The sequence below is a fragment of the Methylobacterium currus genome, assembly GCF_003058325.1.
GTDB lineage: Bacteria > Pseudomonadota > Alphaproteobacteria > Rhizobiales > Beijerinckiaceae > Methylobacterium > Methylobacterium currus.
Window position 1 is genome coordinate 5,361,123 of sequence record NZ_CP028843.1, and the last position, 24,969, is coordinate 5,386,091.

Below are 24,969 nucleotides of genomic sequence, written 5' to 3' on the forward strand. Positions count from 1 at the left end.
CAATCCAAATTGCCGTAGTTATTAATCTGTAATCGGAAAGATCGCATTTGAATTTATCAACAAGTGAACTCCATTCAAGCGGAGCAAAATTTGGACTGGTAGGAGATTTTAGACTCCTGGCTGCTTTCCGCACAGAACTATCAATAAACATAAATTTCCTACCTATGACACTAAATTATTTAAAGCAAAAGCTGTAAGCGGTCAACAAAGGTGCATACACGAAAAGTCCGGTCACGGACATATCGTGCGTGACCGGCAACCCACATCAAAACAATCTATCCGTCAGCTCTTCACCGCCCCAGCCGTCAACCCACCCACCATATACCGCTTGAACACATAATAGATCGCGGCAGGCGGCAGGGCGTAGATCAACCCGGTGGTCATCAGCAGCTCCCACGGCGAGTCATCCGCCGCCAGGAAGCTCCCCAGGGCCACCGGCAGGGTCACGTCGGTGTCGCGGGAGAGGAGCAGAAACGCGAACAGGTACTCGTTCCAGGCGAGCAGCAGCGCGTAGACGCCGATCGCGACCAGCGACGGGACCATCAGCGGCAGGTAGACGAAGCGGAAGAGCTGGGGTGGCGAGGCGCCGTCCATGATCGCCGCCTCGTCCAGCTCCACCGGCAGCTTGTCGGAGGCCTGCTTCAGCACCCAGATCGCGTAGGGGCTGGCGATCGTCACCATCGCGAGGATCAGCGCCCATTTCGAGTTGAGCAGCCCGTAGGCCCCCATCGTCTTGTACATCGGCACGGCCAGGAACGCGGCCGGGATGAAGTAGGTGAACAGGGCCATGTTCATCACGGTCCGGCCGCCCTTCACCTTCAGGCGGCTGATCGCGAAGGCCGCCGCGGTGGCGATGAGCAGCGTCAGCACCCCGGTCGCGAAGGCGATGACCGCCGAGTTCCAGAATTGCTGCCAGAAGTTCGACAGGAAGTAGTGATTCTGCCCGAACACGATCTTGAAGTTCTGCAGCGTCGGGTGGGCCGGAAACAGCGCCCCCGACATCGCGTCCTGCTTCGGCGAGATCGCGAACAGGACGAGGTGGTAGATCGGGATCACGGTCCAGAGCAGGACCGGGATGCCGACGAGGAGGAGCTTGGCCTCCGTCCCGGCGGCGCGCAGCCAGTTGGTCCGGGCGGCGGAGCGCTCTTCCGCTGAAGGAGCGGCCAGCGGGGCGCGGGCTGTGGTGGTCGTGCTCATTTCGAGAGCCTCTTCATCAGCACGTAGACCAGCGGCAGCACGAAGGGCATCGCGCAGACCACCGCCGCCATCGAGGCGTCGACCTGATCGAGGCGGAGATACCGGATGCCGAGCGTCGCCAGCACGTGGGTCAGGTCCGCGGGCCCGCCGCCGGTGAGCAGGTAGACCGAGTTGAAGTCGCCCAGCGTCCAGATCATCGACAGGATGGTGCAGGTCACGTAGAGCGTCCGCATCGACGGCCAGGTGACGTGCAGGAACTTCTGCCATTTCGTGGCGCCGTCGACGGACGCCGCCTCGTAGAGGTCGGCCGAGATGGCGAGGCGGCCGGCGAGCAGGATCAGCGTCCAGAACGGCAGCGACTTCCAGATATGGACCCCGATGGCGAGCGTCAGCGCCAGCCACGGGTCGTTGAGCCAGTTCGGGCCGTCCTCGCCGGTGAAGCGGAAGATCAGCGAGTTCACCACGCCCCATTCGGGGTTGAGCATGAACCGCACCGACAGGATCGTCGGGATCGACGGCACCGCCCAGGGCAGGATAAACAGCACCGACAGCCAGCGGATCCAGCGCCGCTCGTTGGTGAAGAAGCCCGACAGCATCAGCGCGATCGCCATCTTCACGTTGATGCCGATGATCAGGAAGACCAGCGTGTTGACGACGGCGCGGGCGAAGATCGGATCGGCGGCGAGATGCTCGTAGCTCGCCGGGCTGCGGGCGAGCCACAGGCCGTAGCCGATCGGGTAGATGACGAAGAACAGGAAGACGAGCAGGTAGGGCGCGATCAGGATCAGCCCCCAGGCCTGCCAGGAGGTCAGGCGGAAGGGCTGGGCCGCGGCGACCGGCGCTGCCTCAGCGACCGTTGCGGACATGGTCTGTCTCCTCCAAGGGACCCTGCATGAGGGGATCCTGCCTGAGGCCCTGCCGCGGGCGGGCGATAGCGGATGGAGCCTGTCCCGCCTGACGGATCAGGGCGGGACAGGCGGCACTCTCGAAAACGGTGAGCCGGATCCCGACCGTCACGGTCCGGACCCGGCTCCCGGGATCATCGTGGCGATCGGGCGGTTACTGCGCGGCGATCTGCTTGATGCGGGCCAGCATCTCGTCGGCGGCCTTCTCGACCGGGACCTTCTCGCTCACCACCCGGTTCATCGCCTTGGCGAACACGTTCTCGTTGTTGACCAGCGTGAACTTGTAGTTCTTCACATAGTCGAACGGCTCGGTGCCCGACTTGAACTGGTTGTAGACCGCCTTGCGGTGCTTGTCGGCCTGCCAGAACGGGCTCTCGATCGAGGCGGTGGTGACCGGGAACCAGCGGCCGATCGCACCCTCGACGTAGGGACGGAGGTTGTCCTCCTCCATGATGAACTTCACGAACTCCTTGGCCGCCGCCTTGTTCTTGGCGCCGGAGAAGACGACGCCCTGCTTGACGTCGGCGCGATAGGTCATCGGCTTGCCGTCCGGCCGGGCCGGGAACGGCGCGGTGATGATCGTCTCCTCATAAGCCTTCTTCGAGGCCTCGCGCTGCTCGGGCGTGTTGTTCGGGTTGACGCTGTCCTCGTACCACTTCGCGGCGATCGAGATGGTGAAGTTGTGCGTCATCACCGTGGTGCGGTTGTGGAAGGCGACGTTGTTGTCGGGGTCCTTCCAGGTCGTGGCCGAGGGCGGCACGCAGCCCTTGATGTAGGGATCGGTGTAGTCCTTCAGCGCCTTGACCAGGCCCTCGCGGGTCTTCGGATCGTCGACGGTCAGCTTGCCGTCGTTGTCGACGAGCCGGGCGTCGTAGGCGTCCATGAAGGCGTAGAAGGACTGGAAGCTGTCGGTCGATTCCACGCCCATCGGCGCGCCGATGCCGTAGGTGCGGGTGCCCGAGGCCTTGCGGTAGGCGGGCTGGACCTTGTCGCACCAGAACGCCCAGTAATCCGACCACTTCGCCGGGATGTCGGCCTGCTTGAAGCCGGCCTTCTCCAGCATGTCGCCCCAGATCTCGGTGTGGAGCGTCTGGCGCTTGAGCGGGAAGCCGTAATAGGCCTTCTTGCCGGTCTGGCCGTTCATGAGCAGCACGTGCTCGACGGTCTGGGGCGCGAAGCGCGGCATCATCGGCTGGAGGATGTCGGTGAGGTCCTCGAGCTTGCCCTCGTAGGCCCACTTGCCGGCGGCCTGGTTGTTGTAGGTGTCGGAATAGCCGACATCCGGCGGCGAGCCGGAATCGAGCGCCGCCACCGTCTTCGGGATCATGTCCTGGATCGCGTATTGCGACAGCTCGACCTTGATCCCGGTCTTCTGCTCGAACTTCTTGATCGTCGCCCAGAGCGACTCGTCCTCGGACCGGTAGAAGCCCTTGCTGAACCAGACGGTGAGCGTCTTGTTGTCCTGCGCCACGGCCGGCAGCGCTGCCATTATCAGGCCGCCCAGCGACAACGCTCCCGCGATCACCCGCTTCATCGATCTATTCCTCCCACGCGCCCCGTTGGTCGGGCGGCTTTCCGGCATATCAGCACGGGACGGCCTCTGAAGCAATTCGCAGACGATCAGCACATGGTATGAGTCAAGCGGGATCATATTGCGCGCTACAGGGTCAGCCGCTGACAACCTTCGCGCAAATCGTAAAAGCCTTCCCATAATAGTATCGCTCTCGTCTTCGACAATACACGACAATCCCGCCTTGACGATCCAGCGACCGACTACCATACAAGGCCCGCAACACGACACCGGCGTGTCGATAAGCGGCCGACGAGCCGTGACAAAAGGGAGGAGCACCATGCCCCGCATCGTTTCGCTGGAGGCTGGCTACTACCGCGTGCCGCTGGCCGTGACCCTCAGCGACAGCATGCACGGCGACATGCCGGCCTTCGAGCTCAACACCGTGCAGTTGCGCGACGCGGACGGCGCCGAGGGCATGGGCTACACCTATACCTGCGGCCGCAACGGCGCGGCCATCGACGCGATCCTGCGGCGCGACATCCCCGAACAGATCGTCGGGGAGGAGGCCGACCGGATCGAGCACCTGTGGCAGCGGATCTGGTGGGGTCAGCATTACGGCGGCCGCGGCGGCGCGGCGGTGCTGGCCCAGTCGGCGATCGACATGGCGTTGTGGGACCTGAAGGCCAAGCGCCTCGGCCAGCCGCTCTGGACGCTGCTCGGCGGAAACGACGCCAAGGTGCCGTGCTATGCCGGCGGCATCGACCTTCAGCTGCCCCTCGACCAGCTGCTCCGGCAGACCGACGACAACCTCAGGAAGGGCTTTCGCGCCATCAAGATGAAGGTCGGCCGGCCGAAGCTCTCCGAGGATGTCGAGCGGGTGCGCGCGATGCGTGAGCACCTGGGCGAGGGTTTTCCGCTGATGGTCGACGCCAACATGCGCTGGAGCGCCGACGAGGCGATCCGCGCCGCCCGGGCGCTGCAGCCCTTCGAGCCGACCTGGCTGGAGGAGCCGGTCATCCCCGACGACGTCGCCGGCCAGGCCCGGGTCGTGCGCGAGGGCGGCCTGCCGATCGCCGCCGGCGAGAACCTGCGCTCCCTGTGGGACTTCAAGCAGCTGATCGCGGCGGGCGGCGTCACTTATCCAGAGCCCGACGTGACCAATTGCGGCGGCGTGACCCCGTTCATGAAGATCGCCCACCTGGCGGAAGCCTTCAACCTGCCGGTCACGTCCCACGGCGCGCACGACGTCACCGTGCACCTGCTCGCCGCGAGCCCGAACCGCTCCTACCTGGAGGCGCACGGCTTCGGCCTCGACGCCTACATCGCCGAGCCGCTGACGATCGAGGAGGGCTTCGCGGTGGCGCCCGACCGGCCGGGCCACGGCATCGCCTTCGACTGGAAGGGGCTCGGCGCGATCCGCGCCTGACCCGTCGCTGCCGCCGGCCTAAGCAGATTTCGCAAAAGTGGTTGCCGGTTTTGCGACGAAAATCTGCGACAAAACAAGAACCTAAGCGGACGAAGCGTCGGCCCGCCAACGCGAGTCCGCTTAGGAGGCGGATGCATAGGGCTGCGGCCCGCCCGGACGCGCTTCCCCCGCCACCCGGAACCGCCCCCGGCCCTCCGCCTTCGCCGCGTAGAGCGCCATATCCGCCGCGATGAACAGGTCGGCGGCGGAACGGCCGTCGATGCGGGCGATCCCGACCGAGGCGCCGATGGTGAAGATCCGGCCGGCCCAGGTCATGGGCCGGCTCAAGGTCGCGATGAGCCGGGCCGCCACCTCCTCGGCGATGCCGGGAGCCGAGGTGGCGAGCAGGATCGCGAACTCGTCGCCGCCGATCCGGGCCACGAGGTCGCCGTCGCGGCACGCGCGGCGCAGCCGGCGCGCGACCTCGACCAGACAGGCATCGCCGGCGGCGTGGCCGAGGGTGTCGTTGACCGGCTTGAAGCCGTCGAGGTCCACCAGCAGCAGGGCGCCGAACGGGGGACGCCCGGGCGCGGCCTGGTCCAGCGCCCCGAACCGGTCCTGGAAGGTCGCCCGGTTGGCAAGCCCCGTCATGGCGTCGAACTCGGCCAGGTAACGGGTCCGGTCGGCGAGCAGCTTCTCCTCGGTGATGTCCTGCTTCATCCCGAAGATCCGCACCGGCACGTCGCCCTCGCACTCGACCGATGCGGTGATGCGGATCCAGCGGCGGCGGCCGGCGAAGGTGACGATCTCGGCGTCGAGCGTGAAGCCGCCGCGCTCGGCGATGGCGCGGCTGCGGGTGGCGGCCAGCGCCTGCCGGGATTCCGGCGCGTAGCAGGCGACGATCCGGTCCCGATCGAGGGATGCGTCACGCGGCAGATCGAACATCGCATAGACCTGATCGGTCCAGGTCAGGGTCTCGTCCGGCAGGTCGCAGACCCAGACCCCGATCTGCGCCGCCGCCGAAGCGCGATCGAAGAGCTTGCGGCTATGCGTCAGCGCCCTCCCCTGGACGACGAGGGCCTCGCTCAGGCCCGCATTCGCCCGGGTGGCGCGGGCGAGGCACTCCGCGGCGACGGCGAAATCGGCCAGGCGCCGGCGCTGGGCCCCGGTCAGGCGCCGAGGCTCGCGATCGACGAGGGCGAGGAGTCCCGATCCGGGGCCGAGGGTCTGGGTCGCGAGGAAGCGGCAACCCGGCGTGCCGGTCACGGCGGGATGGGTACGCCACCGCGGGGCGGCGCCGAGATCCGCGACGACGCGCAGTGCATCATCCGGATTTCGGCCCGACACGGCCCGGCACAGACCGACGATGCCGGCGGGCAGGCCCGCGCTGCCGGCCACGCCGAGCGGCGGGCCGTCATCGGGTCCAAGCAGAAGAACGGCGTGCACGGCGAAAGCGTCCCGGACCCGTTCGAGAAACGCCCCCAAGACTTCCGCCCCGGAATCCAGGATCGAACAAAAATCAGTTGTATTTTTCAGTCCAACGCTCGCAGGCATTGCAGGTGACTGTCACCTTCCGTCGATCCCGGCAGAACATGACAGCCTGGATTTAAGGCATCGTTGATCATTCCGATACTCACGGTCAAGCTGACGATGGCGGACGTGTCAGGCACGGATACGCGTGCTCTCGCGGCACAGGGAAGGCCACAGGTGCGCCGCTCACACGCTCCGCAACCGCAGCGCGTTCCCCAGCACGAACACGCTCGACAGCGCCATCGCGCCCGCCGCCAGGACCGGCGACAGGGACGGCCCGCCGACCGCCCGCAGCAGGCCCGCCGCCACCGGGATCAGCGCCACGTTGTAGGCGAAGGCCCAGAACAGGTTCTGGCGGATGTTGCGCATCACCGACCGCGACAACCTCAGGGCCTCGGCGACGGTGGCGGGGTCGCCGGCCATCAGCACCACGTCGGCGCTCTCCACCGCCACGTCGGTGCCGGTGCCGAGGGCGAGGCCGATCTCCGCCTCGGCCAGCGCCGGGGCGTCGTTGATGCCGTCGCCCACGAAGGCGACCGGGCCGTATTGCGCGCGCAGAGCCTGGACCGCGTCGCGCTTGCCCTGGGGCAACACCTCGGCGAGCACCGTGGCGATGCCGAGGGTCCGGGCGACGCCCTCGGCGGTGCGCCGGTCGTCGCCGGTGACGAGGGCGACCGCGAGGCCCTGGGCGGTCAGCGCCCGCACGGCCTCGGCCGCCCCGGGCTTGATCGGATCGGACACGGCCAGCACGGCGGCCGGCACGCCGTCGAGGGCGACGTAGAGCGGCGAGCGCCCTTGCGCCGCCAGGCGCTCGGCCTGAGGCGCCAGCCCCGACAGGTCGAGGCCGGCGAGGTGGCGCGCCGCGCCGACCGCCACGGCCCGGCCGCCGGCCCGGCCGCTGATGCCGTGGCCCGGCACCGCCACGAACGCGCTCACAGGCGGCAGCGCCAGAGCCTTCTCGGCGGCGGCGGCCACGATCGCCCGGGCGATCGGGTGCTCGGAGCGGGTCTCGAGGGCGGCGGCGGCGGCCAGCACCGTGTCGGGATCGAAGCCGGGGGCGGGAATCAGGTCGGTGAGGCTCGGATGGCCCGCGGTCAGGGTGCCGGTCTTGTCGAAGGCGACGACGCGCACCTCCTCCAGGGCCTGGAGCGCCTGACCGCTGCGAAACAGCACGCCGCTTTCCGCCGCCCGGCCGGTGCCGACCATGATCGAGGTCGGGGTGGCGAGGCCCATGGCGCAGGGGCAGGCGATGATCAGCACCGCGACGGCGTGGACCAGGGCCTCGCCGAGGGCGGGGGCCGGCGCGAAGGCGAGCCAGGCGAGGCCCGTCACGAGGGCCAAGGCCAGCACCGCCGGCACGAACCAGGCCGTGACCCGGTCGGCGAGGGCCTGGATCGGAAGCTTGGCTCCTTGAGCCGCCTCGACCATGCGGACGATCTGGGCGAGCGCCGTATCGGCCCCGACCCGCTCGACCGCGACGGTCAGCGCGCCGGTGCCGTTGACGGTGCCGCCGGTCACGGCATCGCCCGGTTCCTTCGCCACCGGCATCGGCTCGCCGGTGAGCATGCTCTCGTCGACGCGGGACCGGCCCTCGATCACCCGTCCGTCCGCCGGCAGGCGCTCGCCGGGCCGGACGCGGACGTGGTCGCCGACCGCGAGGTCCGCCGCCGGCACTTCGGTCTCGGCGCCGTCGCGCAGGAGGAGGGCGGTCTTCGGCGCGAGGCCGACGAGGCGGGCCACCGCCGCGCCGGTGCGGCCCCGGGCCCGCGCCTCCAGGCTGCGGCCGGTGAGGATCAGGGTGACGATGAGGACCGAGGCCTCGAAATAGACGTGGGCTGCCCCCGCCGGCAGCAGGCCGGGGGCGATCGTCGCCACCAGGGAGTACAGGTAGGCGGCGCCGGCGCCGAGCGCCACGAGGGCGTTCATGTCCGGATGGCCGCGCACCAGGCCGGGCAGGCCGCGGGCGAAGAAGCGCCGGCCGGGGCCGAACAGCACCAGGGTGGCGAACACGGCCTGGATGCCGGCGCTCCAGGGTCCGGGCAACAGGCCGCGGCCGGCGAGATGGCTCCCCAGATGGCTCCCCATGTCGAGCACCACGACGGGGAGCGAGAGCAGGGCGGCGAGGATCAGGTCCCGGGTGAGCGTCTCGGCCTCGCGGGGGCTTGCCGGCGCAGTCGCCGCCGCCGGCACCGGGCGGGGCTCGTAGCCCGCCTCCCGGATAGCGGCTTCGAGGGCTTCGAGCGGCACGAGGCCGGCGGGGTGGCGCACGGTGACCCGGCCGGTGGCGAGGTTGGCGCTCGCCTCGCGCACGCCGGGCACCGCCTTCAGCACCCGCTCGACCCGGCCGGTGCAGGACGCGCAGGTCATGCCCTCGACGGCGAGCTCGCTCACCGCCTCCGGCACGGCGTAGCCGGCGCCCTCGACCGCCTCGGTGAGCGCGGTCGGGTCGTTGTCGGGGGCGAGGTCGAGGGTGGCGCGGCCGGTGGCGAGATTGACGGCGACCGCCTGCACGCCCGGCACCTGCTTCAGCACCCGCTCGACCCGGCTGGTGCAGGACGCGCAGGTCATGCCCTCGACGGGCAGGGTGAGGCGGCGGGCGGGTGCGGTCATGGTGCGGTCTCCCACATCTGATGTGGGGTGCGGGGCGCCGCCGCGATACGGCTTGGATCGATGGCGCAGGTTGCGTCCCGAACATGGTTTCGCCGCGCTCGAGCCTCAGAGGGCACGGCGAAGCGGGAGCGGGCGATGATCGGGCGGGTTCTGGCGGCTGTGGCGATGCTGTGCGGCGGGGCGGGAGCGGCGCTGGCGCATCCCCATGTCTGGGTGCAGGCCCGGGCCGAGCTGGTGCTCGACCAGAAGCGCAACCTGGTGGCGATCCGCGAATCCTGGACCTTCGATCCGGAATACTCCGCCTTCGCGGTGCTGAACCTCGATTCGAAGCGCGACGGCGTGCCGGACCCGGCCAAGCTCGACGCGATGGCGGTCGAGCGCCTGGAAGCGATGGCCGAGACGGCCTTCTTCACGCAGGGAAAGCTCAACGGGCGCCCGCTGGCGCTGAAGGGCGGGCCCGCCCCGAAGGCGAGCTTCTCGGGCGGGCGCCTCACCCTCGATTTCACTCTGGTGCCGCAAGGCCCCGCCGGCCCGGTGCGCAACCTGGTGGTGAGCTTCGACGATCCGGACTTCTACGTCGCCTTCGGGCTGCCGCCGGGGGATCCGGTCAAGCTGTCAGGCAGCACGGAGTGCGTGCTGAAGCTCAACCGCCCGGCCCGGCAGGCGCAGGAGGGCGAGCAGCTGATCCCCGACGAGGAGGCCACCGGCACGCCGGGCGCGGCGGCGGCCACGGCCGCGGACTATACCGGGCGCCTGCTCGTCGCCTGCCCCTGAGGGCGCTCAGCCCTTCGTCGGCTCGCCTTTCTGAGAATCGCCGCTCTTGGGATCGCTTTTCTTGGCCTCGCCGAGCGCCGGGATGAGCGCGCGGAAGGTCGCCCCCTCCCCCGGGGTGCTCTCGATCACCAGCCGGCCGCGATGGCGGTTGAGGATGTGCTTGACGATGGCCAGCCCCAAGCCCGTGCCGCCCTGCTGGCGGCTCGACGCGGCGTCGACCCGGTAGAACCGCTCGGTCAGGCGCGGCAGGTGCTCGGGGGCGATGCCCGGTCCCTCGTCGCGCACCGCGATCTCGACCTGGGGGGGCCTTCCGTCCTCCACCGGACGGGTCGCCAGCCGCAGCTCGACCCGTCCGCCGTCGCCGCCATACTTCACGGCGTTCTCGACCAGGTTCTCGATCACCCGCAGGATCTCGTCGCGGTCGCCGAGCACGCGGTGCGGCCCCGGCCCGGCATCGAGGGTGATGGCGACGCCGCGCTCGCGGGCGATCACCCCGAGCGCATCGGCGATCTGACGGACGAGCGGGCCGACATCGACCACCTGGGTCGGCGGCACGTGGGCGCGCAGCTCGATGCGGGAGAGCGACAGGAGGTCGTCGATCAGCCGGGTCATGCGCAGGGCCTGGACCCGCATGATGCCGAGGAAGCGCTCGCGCGCCTTGGTGTCGTCCCGGGCCGGGCCCTGCAGGGTCTCGATGAAGCCGAGGAGCGAGGCGAGCGGCGTGCGCAGCTCGTGGCTGGCATTGGCGACGAAATCGACCCGCATCGTCTCCAGGCGCTGGGCCGAGGTGAGGTCGCGCAGGAACAGCACCACGTTCGGCCCGGCCCGCCCGGCCTCGCCGCCCTGCATGGCGCCGATCTGCACCTCGAAGGTGCGCTCGGTCGGCACCCGCGGGGAATAGAGCGTCTTCAGCGGCTCGCCGGTGCGCAGCACCGTCTCGATGCCGTCGAGCACGTCGGGGTCGCGCAGGGCGAAGGAGAGCGGATGGCGGGGCCGCAAGGAGGGCAGGAGCGCCCGGGCGGCGGCGTTCGACTCGATCACCAGGGCGCGGCGGTCGATCAGGATGACGGGATCGGGGATGTTGGCGAGCAGCGCCTCGGCGAGGCCGTGGCGGCCCCGGCCCGGCGGGGTGTCGGCACGCGGGACCGGCTCGCCCCGGCGCGGCGCGGCGACGAGGCCCCCGGCCAGGAGGGCGACGAGCCCGGCGAGCCCGCTGCCGAGGTCGAACCCGTGATACCAGCCATGGATGGCCAGGAAGACCAGCACGGCGCAGAGCGCGCCCCGCCAGGCCGCCCGCCGGGCGGAGGTGAGGGCGCCGGAGGCGCCGGGCAGGAACGGCGGCATCGTCGTCGGGTCGTCGGGCGGCGAATCGTCGGGCGAAGCGAGCGGGCCGCCGAGGTCAGGGCGTCGGATCGCTCTCGGCGGCATCATCGTCGGGCGCCTCCCGCGGGGTGAGGCGCGCCCGCTTGGCGATCTCATAGGCGCCGAGGGCGGCGAGCGCCACCACGAACGGGACCAGGTAGTAGCAGACCCGGAACAGCAGCAGCGCGCCGAGCACCGATTCGCGCGGCAGGCCGGAGAGGGCCAGCAGCACCGTGGCCTCGAACACCCCGAGCCCGCCCGGCGCGTGGCTGGCGATGCCGAGCATCGCGGCCAGCACGTAGATCGCCACGAAGGCCTCGAAGCTGACGCCGTGGCCGGCGGGCAGCAGCACGTAGAGCACGCCGGCCGCTGCGCAGACGTCGCCGGCGCCGACGAGCATCTGGCTCAAGGACAGCTTCAGGCCCGGCAGCTCCAGGCGCCAGCCCCGCACCTTCACGCTGCGGCGCTTCACGGTGACCCAGGCCAGATAGGCGATCACCGCGGCGAGCGTCGCGGCTCCGAGCCCCTGGTTCAAGAGCACGCTGGTATAGGTGAGGTGCGAGAGCGGCTCGGCCTCCCGGATCAGGCTGATGCCGAGCACCGCCCCCATGCCGAGCCAGAAGGTGAAGCCGGCGACGATGGTCAGCGCCGCGATGCGCCCGGGGCTGAGGCCCTGGCCCGAATAGATCCAGTAGCGCACCGTGCCGGCGGTGAAGAGCGGGAAGCCGAGGTTGAAGCTCACCGCGTAGCTGGTGAAGGAGGCGAGCGCGGTGGTGCGGTAGGGCACCTTGAGCTTGAGCTGGCGCAGGGCCAGGGCGTCGTAGCAGGTGAGGAAGAGGTAGCTCACCACCACCAGCGCGATGGCGAGCCCGATCTGCTCCGGCGTCGCCGCCAGGAAGGCGGTGCGCAGCTCGGCCCAGGTGACGGTGGAGACGAGCTTGCCCAGCACCCCGAGGGAGATGACGAACAGCACGACGCTGGCGAGCGTGCCGATCCAGGCGTAGCGCCGCCGGTGGCGGGCCTGGCGCGCGGCATGCGGATCTCGCCGGGGGTCTTGAGGCGCGGGTTCGCTGCCCGGATCCTGTCCGGCGGGATCCTCGTCGCGCGGCGTCCCGGCGCCGGCATCGCGCAGGGGTCTGGCCTGCGCGACGTTCTTGTCCTGCGTGGCGAAATTCATCGCGTCGGCGTCCGACCCCGCTGGTCGCCGGCGCGAGCCCACGGCCGATCGCGGCCAGGCTCGCGCACAAAGGTGCCCGGCGGCACTCCGACCGAGCCCCGCTCGCATGGGGGCCATGTAGGCCCTCTGCCGGCGAATGACCAGCCGAACCATGGGGCAGGCCAAGGGGGCAGGCCAGAAATCAACCGGAGAGGCCGAGATGACGGGCGGCCTCGGTGAGGCCGGCGGCGATGCGCCGGGAGACCAGGGGGCTGGTGCAGACGTAGGTCGGGCTCGGATGCGGGATCGCCACCACGGGCAGGCCGGGCCGCGCCGCGGCGAGGTCGGGAGCCAGGGTCTGGGAGACCCGGCCGGACAGGACCACGGCGGCGAGCCCCGGCATCAGGGCCAGCAGCGGCGGCAGGTAGGCCCGGGCCGCCCGGATCTCGCCGGTGCGCGGCGCGCGGTTGCGGGCGCCGGGGGCGTGGATCACCCAGGGCACGGCGTTCCAGATCAGGGTGTCGGCGCGCGGGATGCCGGCCTGCGACAGGAAGCGGAAGAGGTTGGCGGCGGTGCCGGTGGGGTTGTCGCGGGAGACGAAGGCGGTGCGGCCAGTGGCCGGGCCCGGGGTCTCGAGCAGCAGCAGCAGGCGGGCGCTCACGCCGCCGTCGAGGGGATCGGCCTCCGGCACCGGCCTGTCCTGCTCGGCCCGGATCCGCTCGGCCAGACGGCGCAGGGATGCGAGGTGAGGGCTGACCTCCACCAGGGCGTGGCGTGCCGCGATGGCGCCGGGATCGGCCAGGCTTTTCGGGCCGGAGATCGTGGGCGCTGCCGGGGTCACGCCAGGGTGAGACCGTCCGGCAGGGCGCCGGCGAGCCGGAAGGTTTCGCGCCCGCCCTCCTCGCGCAGTCGCTCGGCCAGGCCGGCGGGGCCGCCGAACTGGAAGCCGATCTGGCTCGCGTAAGATCCGCAGGCCGCGTGCTTGGCCGCCTCGTCCTCGGGTGACAGGCGCACGGTGACGGCGGGGAGATCCGCGAAGACCTCGCGGAACGGCTCCTTCGGGTCGGGATGGCGCACGGTATAGGGGAAGTCGCGCCACCACATGATCGGGCAGGCCGGGGCCAGAGCTGTCAGAGCCCGCACCAGCTGGACGTGATCGACGTGGCCGCCCACTCCTTGCGGCGCCAGCAGCAGGTCGGGCGCCGCGTCCGCCATCAGGCGGGCGAGGACCGGGGCGAGGTCGCCGGCGAGGGGATCGTCGGGCCGGGTCTCGGCGAAGAGCTCGGGGGCCGAGGCGTAGCCGCGATGCGGCGCTTCCGGGAGCGCGACGTGGACCGACGGGTTGAGGCCGAGCGCCGCCGCCGCCGCCCGGTCCTCCTCGCGGCGCAGGGCCATGTAGTCGACCTCCGGCCCGAGCCCCTTGTCGAGCTGGCAGGCGAGGGCGAAGCCCGCCGGCTCCGGCACGCTGGCAGTGAGCAGCGTCACCATCACCACCCGCCATCCCCCCTGTGCGAGCTGCGCCAGGGTGCCGCCGCAGGAGAAGGCGGCGTCGTCGAGATGGGGCGAGAGGGCGAGGGCTGTGGGCATCGACTGAAATACTCAGAGAAAACCAGTGGACCGCGGAATCCCTCTCCCATGTGGGAGAGGGGGAGTGAACCTCACAACAGATGCGGCTCGGCGCGGAAGCGGCAGCTCGGGTCGTGCGGCAGGTCAGGATCGAAGGCCGGGTCCGGCCGCGCGCCCTGCACCGACGCGTAAACCTCCATGATCTGCCGCCCCACCGCCTGCCACGAATAGACCCGGCGGCACTCCTCCAACGCCGCCGCCGCGAGGCGGGCGCGCAAGGGGCGGTCGGCGATGATCCGGTGCAGCGCCTCGGCCAGGGCCGTCACGTCGCCGGGCTGGACCAGGAGGCCGTTCTCGCCGTCGCGCAGGCAATCCGAGACGCCGACCGAGTGGGTCGAGACCACCGCCTGTCCCGCTGCCATCGCCTCCAGGATCGTGTTGGAGAACCCCTCGGCGTAAGTCGGCGAGACGAACACGTCGCCCATGGCGTAGAGGCCCGGCACCGCATCGTAATCGGCGTAGCCGGTGAAGCGCACCTGATCGTCCGGGAAGCCGAGGTCGGCGGCGAGCGCCCGGGCCGGCTCCACGTCGGGGCCGATGCCGGAGATGATCGCCGAGAACGGCGTGCCGCGCAGGCGCAGCAGGCTCAACGCATCGAGGAAGTCGAGCACGCCTTTCCGGCGGTCGACCCGGCCGTGATAGAACAGCCGCACCGGATCGGCGGCGTCGCCCGGCATCCATCCTTGCGGCGGGCGGAAGCGCGCGGTGTCGACGGCGCCCGGCACGATGGTGAAGCGATCGGGATCGCTGCCGAGCCGGTCGCAGACCTCGGCCACGAAAGAGCGCCCGCCGATCAGCAGCGCGTTGGCGTGGGCCAGCACCCGCACCATGGCGAGGCGGTGGGTCTCGCAGCACGAACCGACCCAGTGGCCGTCGCCGCCCTGGATCGAGACGACGTTCGGCACGCCCAAGGCTTTCGAGGCGATCAGCGTGGCGAAGCCCGTGGGGTAGCCGTACTGCGCGTGCAGCACGTCGAAGGGCTTTCTCGCGTGCTCCGCCGCGATCGTCTCGACCATGGTGGCGATGTCGCGCTCGAAGTCGCCGCTCGCCTGCTCGCCGACCTGTTCGAGGCCGATCACCCGCACGCCGGGCACCGGCGGCGGCGGGCCGCCGCCATAGACCCTGGTGCCGAAGGCGTCGCCCCGGTATTGGCTCACCATCGTCACGTCGTGGCCGGCGCCGACGAGCTCGCGCAGGAGGTTCTGGGCGTAAACGCTCATGCCGGAGATGGCCGGGAAGTAGCGCCGGCTGACGAAGCACACCCTCATCGGCGGCACTCCCGCAAATAGCGGAGCGAATCCGGGATCATCCGGTCGGCCCGGTGGCTCTCGCGGGACAGCTCGACGCAGACGAGCCTGTCGAAGTCGATCGATTCGAGCGCGTCGAGCACACCCGGCACATCCATGTCGCCCTCGCCGAAAGGCAGGTGGATATGGGTGCCCCGCGCCATGTCCTCGATCGCCACGGTGCCGAGCCGGTCGGCGAATTCCCTCACCGCCGCGGCGGGCTCGCGCTCCTGGGTCACCAGGCAATGGCCGGTATCGAGGGCGAGCTGAAGGCCGGGCAGGTCGAGGGCGGCGTAGTCGTCCAGGGTCTCGATCAGCATGCCGGGCTCGGGTTCGAGGGCCGCCACGACCCGGCGCTCGGCGGCGTAGGCCACGACCTCCTCGAGGCCGGCCCGCAGCCAGGTCCGGGCCTCCGCCGGATCGACGCCGGGCTTCGGCACCCCGGCCCAGAACGACACCGCCTCCGAGCCGAGGATCGCCGCGATGTCGACGGCGCGGTGCAGGAACGCGACCCGGCGGGCGCGGCCGGCGGGATCGGCCGTCACCAGGGTCGGCTCGTGCTTGGCGCGCGGATCGAGGAGGAAGCGGGCCCCGGTCTCGATCACCGAGCCGAGGCTCAAGCTGTAGAGGCGGCCGCGGACCCGCTCGGCCGCTTGCGCCCAGTCCTCGGCGAAGGGGTCGAGATGGTGGATGTCGAGGGTGAGCGCGACGCCATCGTAGCCGGCCTCGGCGATGAGATCGAGCGCGTCGTCGAGGCGGTGGTTGGCCGCCCCGTTGGTGTTGTAGGCGAAGCGGAGTGTCATGCCGCCCTCCCCCGGCGCTCCAGGCGGAACGGCGCGTGGTGCGATTCCGGCTCGCGGTAGAGAGGATAGAGCGGGCCGACGATGGTTTCCGCCAGCGCGACGTCGAACAATGGCTGGCCGCCGAAGCGCTCCAGGGCCTCCGGGGTCAGGCGCACCGGGCGCAAGCTCTCGCTCTCCTCGCCGAAGCGGATCAGCGGGTGGTCGCGCTCGATGAGTTTTCGCGTGTTGCGCTCGCCGATGCGGTAGTAGCTCATGGTCTCGACCTCGAGGCCCGGCACGATCGCCTTGACGATGCCGACGCCGCCGCCCGGCGGCGAGGCGTCGACGTAGAGCACGTCGAACCCCTCCGCCTCCAGCCGCTCGCGGGCGATGCGGCCGCGGTCCTGGCCCGTCGGGGCCGCTTGCGTCGGCAGGTCGGTGAACCGCTTGGTCGCGCGCTCGGAATAGACCGTCTGGCTGAGGAAGCCCCGCAGGGTCTCGGCCGGCTCGCCGATCCAGTCGAGCATCGCGGCGAGCGCCCTCCCCTCCTCCAGGTCGAGGCTCGGCAGCGCCTTCTCGATGAAGGCGTCGACGTAGCCCGGCGGGGTGATCGAGCGGGCGAGGTCGAGGGGTCCGTGGCCGAAGGTCTTGCGCACCCGCGCGGCCTGGAATTCCAGGATCGCCTTGCGCAGGGCCCGCTCGCGGTCCGGATCGCAGGCCTCGCCGCAGGCCGAGAGCGCGATCGGGGCCGGGGCGCGGGACGGATCGACGTCGTAGCCGACGCAGTAGACGTTGGTGAAGCCGAACTGGTCGGTGGCGAATTTCGGCATCGCCCGAATCCCTAAGGATTCCAGCCGGTCGAGCATGCCCTTCGTCTCGGGGCCGAGGCCCTGCGAGGTGTCGAGCATCACGCCCTGGTCGAGGGCGCGGAACAAGAGGCCGTTGCCGTCGCGCTGGAGCAGCTCCAGGAGCCCGTGCCCGAGGGCGAAGTCCACGTCCGGCCCGGCGCCGAGCCCGTTGGTGATCAGGTTGGTGAAGGGCTGGTAGCCCGGCGACAGCTCGAAATAATCGGTCGCCGCGAGGTCGAGCGGCATCAGCACCGTCTCGCCGGTCCGCGCCCGGACCGTGCCGGTCCATTCGAGCACGGTGTCGCGATTCACCGGGCTGCCCGCCGGCAGCCCGAGGGTGAGCGGATCGGCGACCGAGTTCGCGCCGAAGACCCGCACCAGGTCGTGGTAGCTGCCGCGCTCCTTCTTGCGCGGGATCAGCGCCAGGCTCGGCATCAGGTTCTCGGCGATCTCGGCCACCGAGCCGATGATCGCCTCGTCGTCGGTGGCGCCGTAGCCGATGCCGCTCGGCATCGCGCCGACGAAATAGGGATCGTCGAGGAACAGCGAGACGAACCAGCACGGCACCCCGGTCCGGTCGAGGGGCGCCAGCGGGAAGCCGACGATCCGGCCCGGCGGCAGCACGTCGAGATAGGCGCGGACGGCGTCCGGCAGGCGCTCAGGGAGTCCCTCGATGACGCGCGTCTGGCCGTAAGGATAGGGGCGGGGTGCGGCGGGTCTGTCCACGAGCGATGACACTCCTCGGGGCCGTCAGGCGGCCGGCGCGGCAGGGGATTGTTCAGGGAGACGGGATTGTTCAGGGAGATGCGACGGGGAGGCGGCGTAGGCGCGGGCCAGCAGCCGCATCGTGTGCAGGTCGCGCGCGGCCGACCAGGCATCCCGTCCCGCCGGATCGCGCAAGGACCGCCCGAAGGCCCGCACCTGCTCCAGGAACGGCGAGGCCTCCCCGTCGAAGGGAAGCGGCACGGTCGCGCCGGTGGCGCCGTCGGTGAAGGTCACGCTCCCGCCCGCCTCCTGGCCCATCGTGTTCCGGGCGACCAGCAGGCCCTGGGTGCCGGCGATCTCCAGCCGCCGGCGCGGCAGCGCGTCGGGGCAGTTATAGGCGACGTGCAGGCTCGCCAGCACGCCCGACCCGGTGCGGCCGATCAGGAGCGCGCCGTCGTCGACGGCGTAGTCCTGCGCCCGGGCCTGGGTCAGCGCCGTGACGTCGAGGATCGGCTCGTCGAGGAGGAAGTCGGTCAGGTCGAGGCCGTGGGGGGCGAGGTCCATCAGCGCGCCGCCGCCGGCCTGAGCCTGGTCGATGCGCCAGTTCTGCTGCCCCGGAATCGCCGTCCAGCCCCGGTCGAGCCAGCACGCATAGACGATGCGGATCGCCGTGACGGTGCCGACACGGCCGGCCCGGATCTCGTCGCGCAGGAGCCTGTGGGCCGGGTGGTGGCGCTGGTCGAAGGCGGTGCCGTAGAGGGCGCCGGTGCGCGCCAAAGCCGCCGCCATCGCCTCGGCGTCGTCGAGGGAGGCCGCCATCGGCTTCTCGCACAGGATCGCCTTGCCGGCCTGGGCCAGGGCCTCGACGGCGCCGCGGTGGAGGTGGTTGGGGGTCGCGACGTAGACCGCCTCGACCTCCGGCTCCGCGAGGAGCCCGGCAAGGTCGGCATGGCCCCGCGCGCCGAGATCGGCAGCGGCGGCGCGGGCCTCAGGTCCGGGATCGCAGACCGCGACGAGGCGGTGGTCGGCGGCCTGGATCGCCGGGGCCATGAAGTCCCGGGCGACCCAGCCGAATCCGACGATGCCCCAGCCGATCGCATCCCGCATCACCAGCGCTCCGGCAGGTCGACGAACTCGCGGATGCGGGCGCGATCGACGGTCTCAGGGCCAGCCTCCAGGGTCTCGGGGCCCTCGGAGTGCCGCGGATAGGTGGCGCGGGCCGCGTACTCGTCGCGGTAGCGCTCGGACGGCCAGGCGATCACGTAGCCCCCGGTCGGATCGGGCCGGTAGAGCGGATTCAGGCGTAAGTGCGCGCCCTCCCGCGGCAGGGTCAGCCCGTCGACGAGGGGCCGGGGCGCCGGGCGCATGCCGGGGCCGCAGACGACCGAGAAGGCCTCGACATGGTCGAGGGCGGCGGGCGCGGCCGGAACGGGTGCGCGGGCCTCGACGAGGGCCCGGGTCAATTCGTCGTCGTCATAGACGAGCCCGTCGGGAAACAGCTCCTCGATCTCCGCCGAGGAGACCGCGTGCCCGGCCGACAAGCCGGGCCGGGCGCTGTTATGGACGTGGCTCAAGGCCAGCCATCCCTCCTCGCCGGCCGTCTTGCGCAAGGAGTCGAGGATGCGGGCCTTCTCGGGGAGGAAGTAGAACGCGTCGTGGCACATCACGAGATCGACGGGCGCCTGGTCGATCGGCCAATGCGGGCCGGCGGCGTCGAAGCAGACGAGCTGTGGCCTCTGCCCGGCGACCCAGTGGCGGGCGACCCAGAGCTTGGCGAAGACGACGTCTCCCCCCGAGACCCGCACGCCGCGGCCCTGCAACTCGCGCAGGTAGTGGCCGATGCCGCAGGCGAGCTCGAAGGCGCAAGCCGGCTTGTTCCAGTGCGCTTCCAAGAGGGCGAGGCCGGCCAGATAGGTCGGGTCGCTCCAGCGATGTACGAAGTAGTCTCCGACCCGGCCCCAGCCGAGGCGGGCGCAGGCCTCGCGTAAGGACACGTACTTCATCTCGCGCACGAGGTCGCGCAGGGTCGCGGGATCGGCGGGCGGGCCGGTCCACCAATCGTCCTGGTCGGCGAGCAGGAGTTCGAGGGCGTGGCCGGGCGCCCCCTTGTCGAGATGGCCCAGGACCTCGCCCACCAGACCGTCGCGGCCGACCCGCAGATAGGGAATGCCGTCGACCACCGGCCAGCGCGGGCCGCGCTTGCCCTCGCGCAGGGAATGGGGCGTGTCGTGGTGCAGCGCCTCGCCGGTGACCGGCGAGAGGAGCCCGAACGGGATCACGGATGCGTTTCCTCGCGGCGCCCGCCCTGCGGCAGGCTCTGACGTGAGATAGAGCGCGGGCGCGGACGCCCAAGGACGTGCGGACCCCCAAGGGTGTCCGCGATCCTCGTCACGGCAGCCGCATGTCGGCGAGCACCCGGTCGTGAAAGCCCTTCACCGGGCCGTCATGGACGAGGGCCATCTCGCCCAGCACCGTGTCCATGGTGAGCGAGGCGGCCCGCAGGTGCTGGGCGATCTGCAGCACCCGGTCGATCACGTCGGCGGCGTGGAAGGCGCGGCCCTCCGCCGTGCGATCATCCGGCAGGATTTTTCGCGATGAGGCGACGACCTCGCGCAGCGGCGCATCCAGCTCGGAGAGCGCCCGCTCGCTCAGGGTCGCGATGACCGAATCGAGATGGTCGCCGAGCAGGATCTCGCCGGTGAAGCCCGCATCCGGCATCAGGGCGTTGTGCAGGTGGTGGGCCAGCCCTGCGACGAAGACCGTGGTCGGGTCGGCGCCGTAGAACGGGCTCAGGGCGACACCATAGACCGCCACCGTCAGGCAATGCTCGGCGTGGTTCTCCGGCGGCTCCAGCAGGATGCGCGGCTTGCCCGGGCAGGTGACGCCGGCCCGCGGCTGGTCGGCCTGGAGCCGGGCGAAGTGCGGCACCGGGCCGGGCGTCCAGTCCCGCGGCACAGCGAGGCAGGCGCGCAGACGGGTCGCGAGAACCGGATCGAGCGGGCCCGCCACCTCGTCGAAGCTCCGCACCAGCACGGCGGAAGCCTGATCCGGCGAGAGGCCGGCGACCGAGAGGAAGGCGGCGTCGAGATCGCCGAGGCGCGAGGCGGCCAGCGCCTTGGCGGTGATGTCGAGGGCGAGGGCCGCCGGGTCGGCCCCGCCGGCCAGGGCCGACCAAGCCTGGAGGAAGAGCCGCTCGGCGATCGAGCCGTCGCGCCCGGCGGACCGGATGCGCTTGATGTCGTTGAGCTCGACCAGGAGCTCGCGCTGGGTGAGCGGGGCGTGAGCCCCGCCCGCCGCAAGCTGGTTGGCGGGAATTTGGCTGCCGGCCATCCCTAGTGGACGCCGAGCCAGTCGAGCAGCATGCGCTCCTGCACGCCGAAGGCGTGTTCGGGGCTGTGACCGTTCTTGACCATTGGCGCCTTGAAGAACAGCGACAGCTGCTCCTGCACGCCGCCGTCGCCGCGCTTCTTGGCGAGGTCCAGGACGCGGGCGATCTCGATCACCAGCGGAGCGGCCAGGATCGAGTCCTTGCAGAGGAAGTTGACCTTGATCTGCATCCGCTGGCCGAGGAAGCCGGTGACGTCGATATTGTCCCAGGCTTCCTTGTCGTCGCCGCGCGGGCGGTAATAGTGGATGTGGACCAGGTGATCCTCGACCGGGTAGCCGAGGATCGAATCCAGCACCGTGCCCTTGGTGTTGAGCTTGGACTGGAGCGAGTCCTTGTCGTTCAGCGCCAGGCCGTCGCGGTTGCCGAGGATGTTGGTGGAGAACCAGCCGTCGACGTGCAGAGCCCGCGACTTGAGCGCCGGGGCGAGCACCGTCTTCATCATGGTCTGGCCGGTCTTGCCGTCCTTGCCGGCGACCGGGACGTTCATCTGCTTGGCGAGATCGACGAGCGCCGGCACGTCGGCGGCGACGGAGGGCGTGAAGTTGGCATATGGAATGCCGTTCTTGATCGCCGCGTACGCGTAGAGCATCGCCGGGCTGATCGCCTCGTCGCTCGAATCGAGCCCGCGCTCGAAGGCGGCGGCCGAGTTCAGCGTCGGGTCGTCGAGGTCGGGCCAGCGCTCGGTCGAGGCGAGGTTGACGACCACCACGTCGTCGACGCCCGATTCCTCGCGGAAGCGCTTGAGATCGTCGGCGATGCAATCGACCGCCTCGCGGTGGTCCTTGGCGACGATGCGGTTGCCGCCGTCGATGTTCTTGCAGAACTTGGCGCTGCCGACCGCCGGCCACGGCTTCATGCCGTTGAGCACCTGGGCGCCGTTCTCGATGTCCTGCTTGGTGAGCACGCCGTGACCGGTCGCCGCGGCGCCCAGATCGTCGCCGTTGAGATCCCAGCCGCCGAAGACGAGATCCTTGTACCCGACCATCCCGGCCACCGCGTGGCCCGCAAGGGGCAGTCCATCGAGACGGTTCGAGCCGGACTTGATCATCTCGATGCCGGCGATGGCGGTGGTGGCGACAGCCCCACCCATCCCGACGAAAGCGACGCCGACGCGCCGACCGGGCTGAATGCTCATCGGTAGGGATTGTCCTCTTTCAGACCCGCGGACCCCGGGCGGGGCACCGGGGCAATCGTTCGCCCACTCCGCGTGGCGACTGGAAATGCCCCGGGGGGTATTTGGTTCCAGACCACGCACGATTTTTTCGCGCCCTCGCGATCCGTCCCGGCGGGCCCGCGGAACGCCTCGTTAACCATCCCGAGAGAAACGGTGCCGCAAAATGGCCTCAGGGCTCGCCTCGGCCTCGTCCCATTCTGGACACACCGGACGGCCAGAGGTGCCGGCGAGCGAAGCACGAAACACGACGCGGTTCTTCAGGACCGGACCCGCGCCAAGGACAAAAGGTTGGAGATGGGGGTTTACCCGGAGCCGGCGCCCTGCGCCGACGACGCTGGCCGACTCGTGCCCGAGGCGGGCACCGACACCATCCGCTGGCTCGATGCCCGCGAAGGCCACCATTCTGGAACGCGCGGCCGGACCCTGTCCGTGGCCGCCTCTCTGAGCCGCAAGGCCGCCGCGGCGCTCGCGGTCGGCGTCGCCTTCGCGGCCTGCCTGCCGCAGGACGCCGTCGCCCCGGCGGCGGAGGCGCATGACCGGATCGACTTCTCCGCCCCGCGCCTCCCCGGGATGTCCCGCGGCGTGACGCCGGACTGGCCAGGCCCGGCGCTGGTCGAGGAGACCCCGAGCACCACGGCCCTGATCCGCGACGACCTCGAGCGCCTGAGCCAGGAGATGCGGGGGGAGACGGCCCTGGGCGGTGACGCATCCGACACCCAGACCGCGCTGCCCCGGGAGGCTTCGCTGTCCCGGGACGCGACCGTGTCCGAGGAGATTTCCCTCCCCGAGGTGACCGCCCTGCCCGAGGAGACCCCGGACGGGCTGGTAATCTTCGGCGACAAGAAGGTGCCCCGGGCTCTGGTCGAGACCATCGTGCGGGCCGCCCGCGACACCGAGACCGACCCGGTCTACCTGATGGCGCTGGCCGACAAGGAATCGAGCTTCCAGCCGAGCGTTCGGGCCGCGACCTCGACGGCGGAGGGGCTGTTCCAGTTCCTCACCGGCACGTGGCTCGAGCTCCTGCGCAGCTTCGGCGCCAAGCACGGCTACGCGGCCGAGGCCGAGATGATCGAGAAGCGCGGCGGCACGCTGGTGGTCCTGAAGGAGGCCGACCGGCGCAGGGTGCTGGCCCTGCGGCGCGACCCCTACGCGGCGAGCCTGATGGCCGGCGAGATGATGAAGCGCGACCGTAGCCGCGTGGAGCAGCGCCTCGGGCGCGACCTGAAGCCGACGGAATGCTACTTCGCCCACTTCCTGGGCGCTGCGAGCGCCGGCAAGTTCATGGAATTGACGGCCGAGAAGCCGCACCAGCCAGCCCAGGCCTCGTTCCGGGCGGCCGCGAAAGCCAATCGCAGCCTGTTTTTCCGCCGCGAGGGCCGAAAGACGCGCAGCCTGACGGTCGCCGAGGTCTATGATCGTCTGGACGGCATGATCGACCAGCGCCTCGACCTGTACCAGCCGGTCGCGGCGATCGCGGAGCAGATCGACACCCGGCGCCCGAGCGACACCCTGCCCGCAGCCCTGAGCCAACTGCCCTGACTCTTCCCTCCCCCGAGGCCTCAGCTTGAGCGAAGCGGCCGCGGGGATGGCGCACGGGAAGGACGGCCCGGCACCTCCGACACTGCGACAACATCGGAGGCGCGCGCCGGTTCCGGCCCATTCGGAATTTTTTAACCGGTTCTTCGTGCCGCCTCCTGGCCCTCGTGCTCCCGCACCGGCAGCTGGACATACAGATGGGCGACGCCCGGCAGGCCGTGGCGGATGGCGGCACGCAGATCCGCGGTGGCGCGACGCAACTCCGCGCCGGAGAGGTGAGGGGCGAGGTCGAGGGTGACGGCGAGCAGCACCGTGCCGGGGCCAAGCTGGAGGCTGCGCATCCGCTCGATCCGCACCACCCGTGGGTCGGCCGTGAGAATTCCCTTCGCCTGCTCGATCACGCGCGGCGAGGCGCTTTCGCCGGTCAGCAGGCTGCGGGTCTCGCGAAACAGCACGCCCGCCGTGGCGATGAGCAGGCACCCGATCGCCACCGAGGCGACGCCGTCGCCCCGGGACCAGCCCAGGAAGCCGCTCGCGACGATGCCGGCGAGCGCGAGGCCGAGGCCGATCAGCGCTGCCCCGTCCTCCAGGATGATCGCGAAGGTGCTCGGGTCCTTGCTGCGGGTGACCGCCGTCCAGAGCGATTCGCGGGCGAAGCGGGCCCGCATCTCGCGCCGGGCGGTGCGGAACGACAGTCCCTCGAAGATCCCTGAGAGCGCGATCACCCCGACATTGACCCACGGCGCCGTCACCGGCTCGGGATGGCGCAGCTTCTCGACACCCTCGTAGACCGCGTAGGCGCCGCCCAGGGTGAAGATCAGCAGCGCGACGACGAAGGACCAGAAATACAGCTCCAGCCCGTGCCCGAAATTGTGGCTGTCGTCGGCCGGCCGGGCCGCGCGCCGCATCCCGTAGAGCAGGAGGCCCTGGTTGCCGGTATCGACGAAGGAATGCACCGCCTCGGTGAACATCGCCCCCGACCCGGTATAGGACGCCGCCGCGAGCTTGGTGACCGCGATGGCGAGGTTGCCGGCCAGGGCGGCGTAGACGACGAGCTTCGATCCCGTGGGTGCCAACTCTCGATACCTGTCGCAAGCCATACAGCGCGGATTCCACCCACGACCTCAGGATGAGGTCGTGGGTGGGACGAGGGAAAGGCGCCCGCGGCGCGG

General features: G+C 70.6%; 20 protein-coding genes. 3 read left to right on the plus strand and 17 right to left on the minus strand.

Annotated features, from left to right (window positions below; translation table 11 throughout):
- Positions 1-282 precede the first annotated feature (282 nt).
- From DA075_RS24730 to DA075_RS24740, 3 genes are all read right to left on the minus strand, one after another.
- Positions 283-1,197 carry a carbohydrate ABC transporter permease gene (locus tag DA075_RS24730; RefSeq protein WP_244936321.1) on the minus strand — a complete coding sequence of 305 codons (915 nt, stop codon included), beginning with the start codon at positions 1,195-1,197 and terminating at the stop codon, positions 283-285.
- Entirely contained in the window at positions 1,194-2,063 is an 870-nt protein-coding gene (locus tag DA075_RS24735) for a carbohydrate ABC transporter permease (protein WP_099955482.1), read from the minus strand. The genes DA075_RS24730 and DA075_RS24735 overlap by 4 nt, the downstream gene beginning before the upstream one ends.
- 193 nt (positions 2,064-2,256) lie before the next feature.
- Positions 2,257-3,636, minus strand: a complete 1,380-nt coding sequence (locus DA075_RS24740) for an ABC transporter substrate-binding protein (protein WP_099955483.1) — start codon at positions 3,634-3,636, stop codon at positions 2,257-2,259.
- A gap of 316 nt (positions 3,637-3,952) precedes the next feature.
- On the opposite strand from DA075_RS24740, the gene DA075_RS24745 reads away from it, so the two are divergent.
- On the plus strand, positions 3,953-5,041 hold the full coding sequence (locus DA075_RS24745) for a mandelate racemase/muconate lactonizing enzyme family protein (protein WP_099955484.1): 1,089 nt from the start codon (positions 3,953-3,955) through the stop codon (positions 5,039-5,041).
- Between the two features lie 120 nt (positions 5,042-5,161).
- Here the strand turns inward: DA075_RS24745 and DA075_RS24750 are convergent, their stop codons facing one another.
- Together DA075_RS24750 and DA075_RS24755 are read right to left on the minus strand one after the other, a co-directional pair.
- A complete protein-coding gene (locus tag DA075_RS24750; RefSeq protein ID WP_338067987.1) occupies positions 5,162-6,466 on the minus strand; it encodes a diguanylate cyclase domain-containing protein in 1,305 nt (434 codons plus the stop codon).
- Positions 6,467-6,736: 270 nt separating this feature from the next.
- The gene (locus DA075_RS24755) at positions 6,737-9,160 is read right to left on the minus strand and encodes a heavy metal translocating P-type ATPase (RefSeq protein ID WP_099955486.1); all 2,424 of its coding nucleotides are present in this window, start codon (positions 9,158-9,160) and stop codon (positions 6,737-6,739) included.
- A 135-nt stretch (positions 9,161-9,295) separates the two neighbouring features.
- Between DA075_RS24755 and DA075_RS24760 the strand changes: the two genes are divergently transcribed.
- Positions 9,296-9,934 carry a DUF1007 family protein gene (locus DA075_RS24760; protein ID WP_099955487.1) on the plus strand — a complete coding sequence of 213 codons (639 nt, stop codon included), beginning with the start codon at positions 9,296-9,298 and terminating at the stop codon, positions 9,932-9,934.
- A 6-nt stretch (positions 9,935-9,940) separates the two neighbouring features.
- Here DA075_RS24760 and DA075_RS24765 read toward each other — a convergent pair whose 3' ends face one another.
- The 11 genes from DA075_RS24765 to DA075_RS24815 form a co-directional block, all read right to left on the minus strand.
- A complete protein-coding gene (locus DA075_RS24765; protein ID WP_099956789.1) occupies positions 9,941-11,278 on the minus strand; it encodes an ATP-binding protein in 1,338 nt (445 codons plus the stop codon).
- A 55-nt stretch (positions 11,279-11,333) separates the two neighbouring features.
- Positions 11,334-12,473, minus strand: a complete 1,140-nt coding sequence (locus tag DA075_RS24770; RefSeq protein ID WP_099955488.1) for a lysylphosphatidylglycerol synthase domain-containing protein — start codon at positions 12,471-12,473, stop codon at positions 11,334-11,336.
- A gap of 181 nt (positions 12,474-12,654) precedes the next feature.
- On the minus strand, positions 12,655-13,293 hold the full coding sequence (locus DA075_RS24775) for a uracil-DNA glycosylase (protein ID WP_099955489.1): 639 nt from the start codon (positions 13,291-13,293) through the stop codon (positions 12,655-12,657).
- Complete coding sequence (locus DA075_RS24780) at positions 13,290-14,039, minus strand: PIG-L deacetylase family protein (RefSeq protein WP_099955490.1); 750 nt, start codon at positions 14,037-14,039, stop codon at positions 13,290-13,292. Before DA075_RS24780 ends, DA075_RS24775 begins: the two co-directional genes overlap by 4 nt.
- A gap of 71 nt (positions 14,040-14,110) precedes the next feature.
- On the minus strand, positions 14,111-15,346 hold the full coding sequence (locus DA075_RS24785) for a glycosyltransferase family 4 protein (RefSeq protein WP_099956790.1): 1,236 nt from the start codon (positions 15,344-15,346) through the stop codon (positions 14,111-14,113).
- Positions 15,343-16,167, minus strand: coding sequence for a sugar phosphate isomerase/epimerase family protein (locus tag DA075_RS24790; protein ID WP_099955491.1), 825 nt, complete (start codon positions 16,165-16,167; stop codon positions 15,343-15,345). Before DA075_RS24790 ends, DA075_RS24785 begins: the two co-directional genes overlap by 4 nt.
- Positions 16,164-17,720, minus strand: a complete 1,557-nt coding sequence (locus tag DA075_RS24795) for a YcaO-like family protein (RefSeq protein WP_244936322.1) — start codon at positions 17,718-17,720, stop codon at positions 16,164-16,166. The genes DA075_RS24790 and DA075_RS24795 overlap by 4 nt, the downstream gene beginning before the upstream one ends.
- A 24-nt stretch (positions 17,721-17,744) precedes the next feature.
- Positions 17,745-18,806, minus strand: coding sequence for a Gfo/Idh/MocA family protein (locus DA075_RS24800; protein WP_099955493.1), 1,062 nt, complete (start codon positions 18,804-18,806; stop codon positions 17,745-17,747).
- The gene (locus DA075_RS24805; RefSeq protein WP_099955494.1) at positions 18,806-19,978 is read right to left on the minus strand and encodes a class I SAM-dependent methyltransferase; all 1,173 of its coding nucleotides are present in this window, start codon (positions 19,976-19,978) and stop codon (positions 18,806-18,808) included. The genes DA075_RS24800 and DA075_RS24805 overlap by 1 nt, the downstream gene beginning before the upstream one ends.
- A 109-nt stretch (positions 19,979-20,087) precedes the next feature.
- Positions 20,088-21,029 (minus strand): HD domain-containing protein, encoded by a 942-nt coding sequence (locus DA075_RS24810; protein WP_174800119.1) that lies wholly within the window; start codon positions 21,027-21,029, stop codon positions 20,088-20,090.
- A gap of 2 nt (positions 21,030-21,031) precedes the next feature.
- A complete protein-coding gene (locus DA075_RS24815; RefSeq protein WP_099955495.1) occupies positions 21,032-22,222 on the minus strand; it encodes an inositol-3-phosphate synthase in 1,191 nt (396 codons plus the stop codon).
- Positions 22,223-22,555: 333 nt separating this feature from the next.
- Between DA075_RS24815 and DA075_RS24820 the strand changes: the two genes are divergently transcribed.
- A complete protein-coding gene (locus tag DA075_RS24820) occupies positions 22,556-23,800 on the plus strand; it encodes a transglycosylase SLT domain-containing protein (RefSeq protein ID WP_099955496.1) in 1,245 nt (414 codons plus the stop codon).
- Between the two features lie 131 nt (positions 23,801-23,931).
- On the opposite strand, the gene DA075_RS24825 is transcribed toward DA075_RS24820, so the two are convergent.
- Complete coding sequence (locus DA075_RS24825; protein WP_099955497.1) at positions 23,932-24,873, minus strand: cation diffusion facilitator family transporter; 942 nt, start codon at positions 24,871-24,873, stop codon at positions 23,932-23,934.
- Positions 24,874-24,969 lie beyond the last annotated feature (96 nt).

Bases quoted from the DNA above. Each gene is read 5' to 3' on its own strand.
- DA075_RS24770 (WP_099955488.1), bottom strand. From the start codon at position 12,473: ATGAATTTCGCCACGCAGGACAAGAACGTCGCGCAGGCCAGACCCCTG.
- DA075_RS24755 (WP_099955486.1), bottom strand. From the start codon at position 9,160: ATGACCGCACCCGCCCGCCGCCTCACCCTGCCCGTCGAGGGCATGACC.
- DA075_RS24800 (WP_099955493.1), bottom strand. From the start codon at position 18,806: ATGCGGGATGCGATCGGCTGGGGCATCGTCGGATTCGGCTGGGTCGCC.
- DA075_RS24810 (WP_174800119.1), bottom strand. From the start codon at position 21,029: ATGGCCGGCAGCCAAATTCCCGCCAACCAGCTTGCGGCGGGCGGGGCT.
- DA075_RS24730 (WP_244936321.1), bottom strand. From the start codon at position 1,197: ATGAGCACGACCACCACAGCCCGCGCCCCGCTGGCCGCTCCTTCAGCG.
- DA075_RS24785 (WP_099956790.1), bottom strand. From the start codon at position 15,346: ATGAGGGTGTGCTTCGTCAGCCGGCGCTACTTCCCGGCCATCTCCGGC.
- DA075_RS24790 (WP_099955491.1), bottom strand. From the start codon at position 16,167: ATGACACTCCGCTTCGCCTACAACACCAACGGGGCGGCCAACCACCGC.
- DA075_RS24815 (WP_099955495.1), bottom strand. From the start codon at position 22,222: ATGAGCATTCAGCCCGGTCGGCGCGTCGGCGTCGCTTTCGTCGGGATG.
- DA075_RS24765 (WP_099956789.1), bottom strand. From the start codon at position 11,278: ATGCCGCCGTTCCTGCCCGGCGCCTCCGGCGCCCTCACCTCCGCCCGG.
- DA075_RS24760 (WP_099955487.1), top strand. From the start codon at position 9,296: ATGATCGGGCGGGTTCTGGCGGCTGTGGCGATGCTGTGCGGCGGGGCG.
- DA075_RS24735 (WP_099955482.1), bottom strand. From the start codon at position 2,063: ATGTCCGCAACGGTCGCTGAGGCAGCGCCGGTCGCCGCGGCCCAGCCC.
- DA075_RS24740 (WP_099955483.1), bottom strand. From the start codon at position 3,636: ATGAAGCGGGTGATCGCGGGAGCGTTGTCGCTGGGCGGCCTGATAATG.
- DA075_RS24745 (WP_099955484.1), top strand. From the start codon at position 3,953: ATGCCCCGCATCGTTTCGCTGGAGGCTGGCTACTACCGCGTGCCGCTG.
- DA075_RS24780 (WP_099955490.1), bottom strand. From the start codon at position 14,039: ATGCCCACAGCCCTCGCCCTCTCGCCCCATCTCGACGACGCCGCCTTC.
- DA075_RS24820 (WP_099955496.1), top strand. From the start codon at position 22,556: ATGGGGGTTTACCCGGAGCCGGCGCCCTGCGCCGACGACGCTGGCCGA.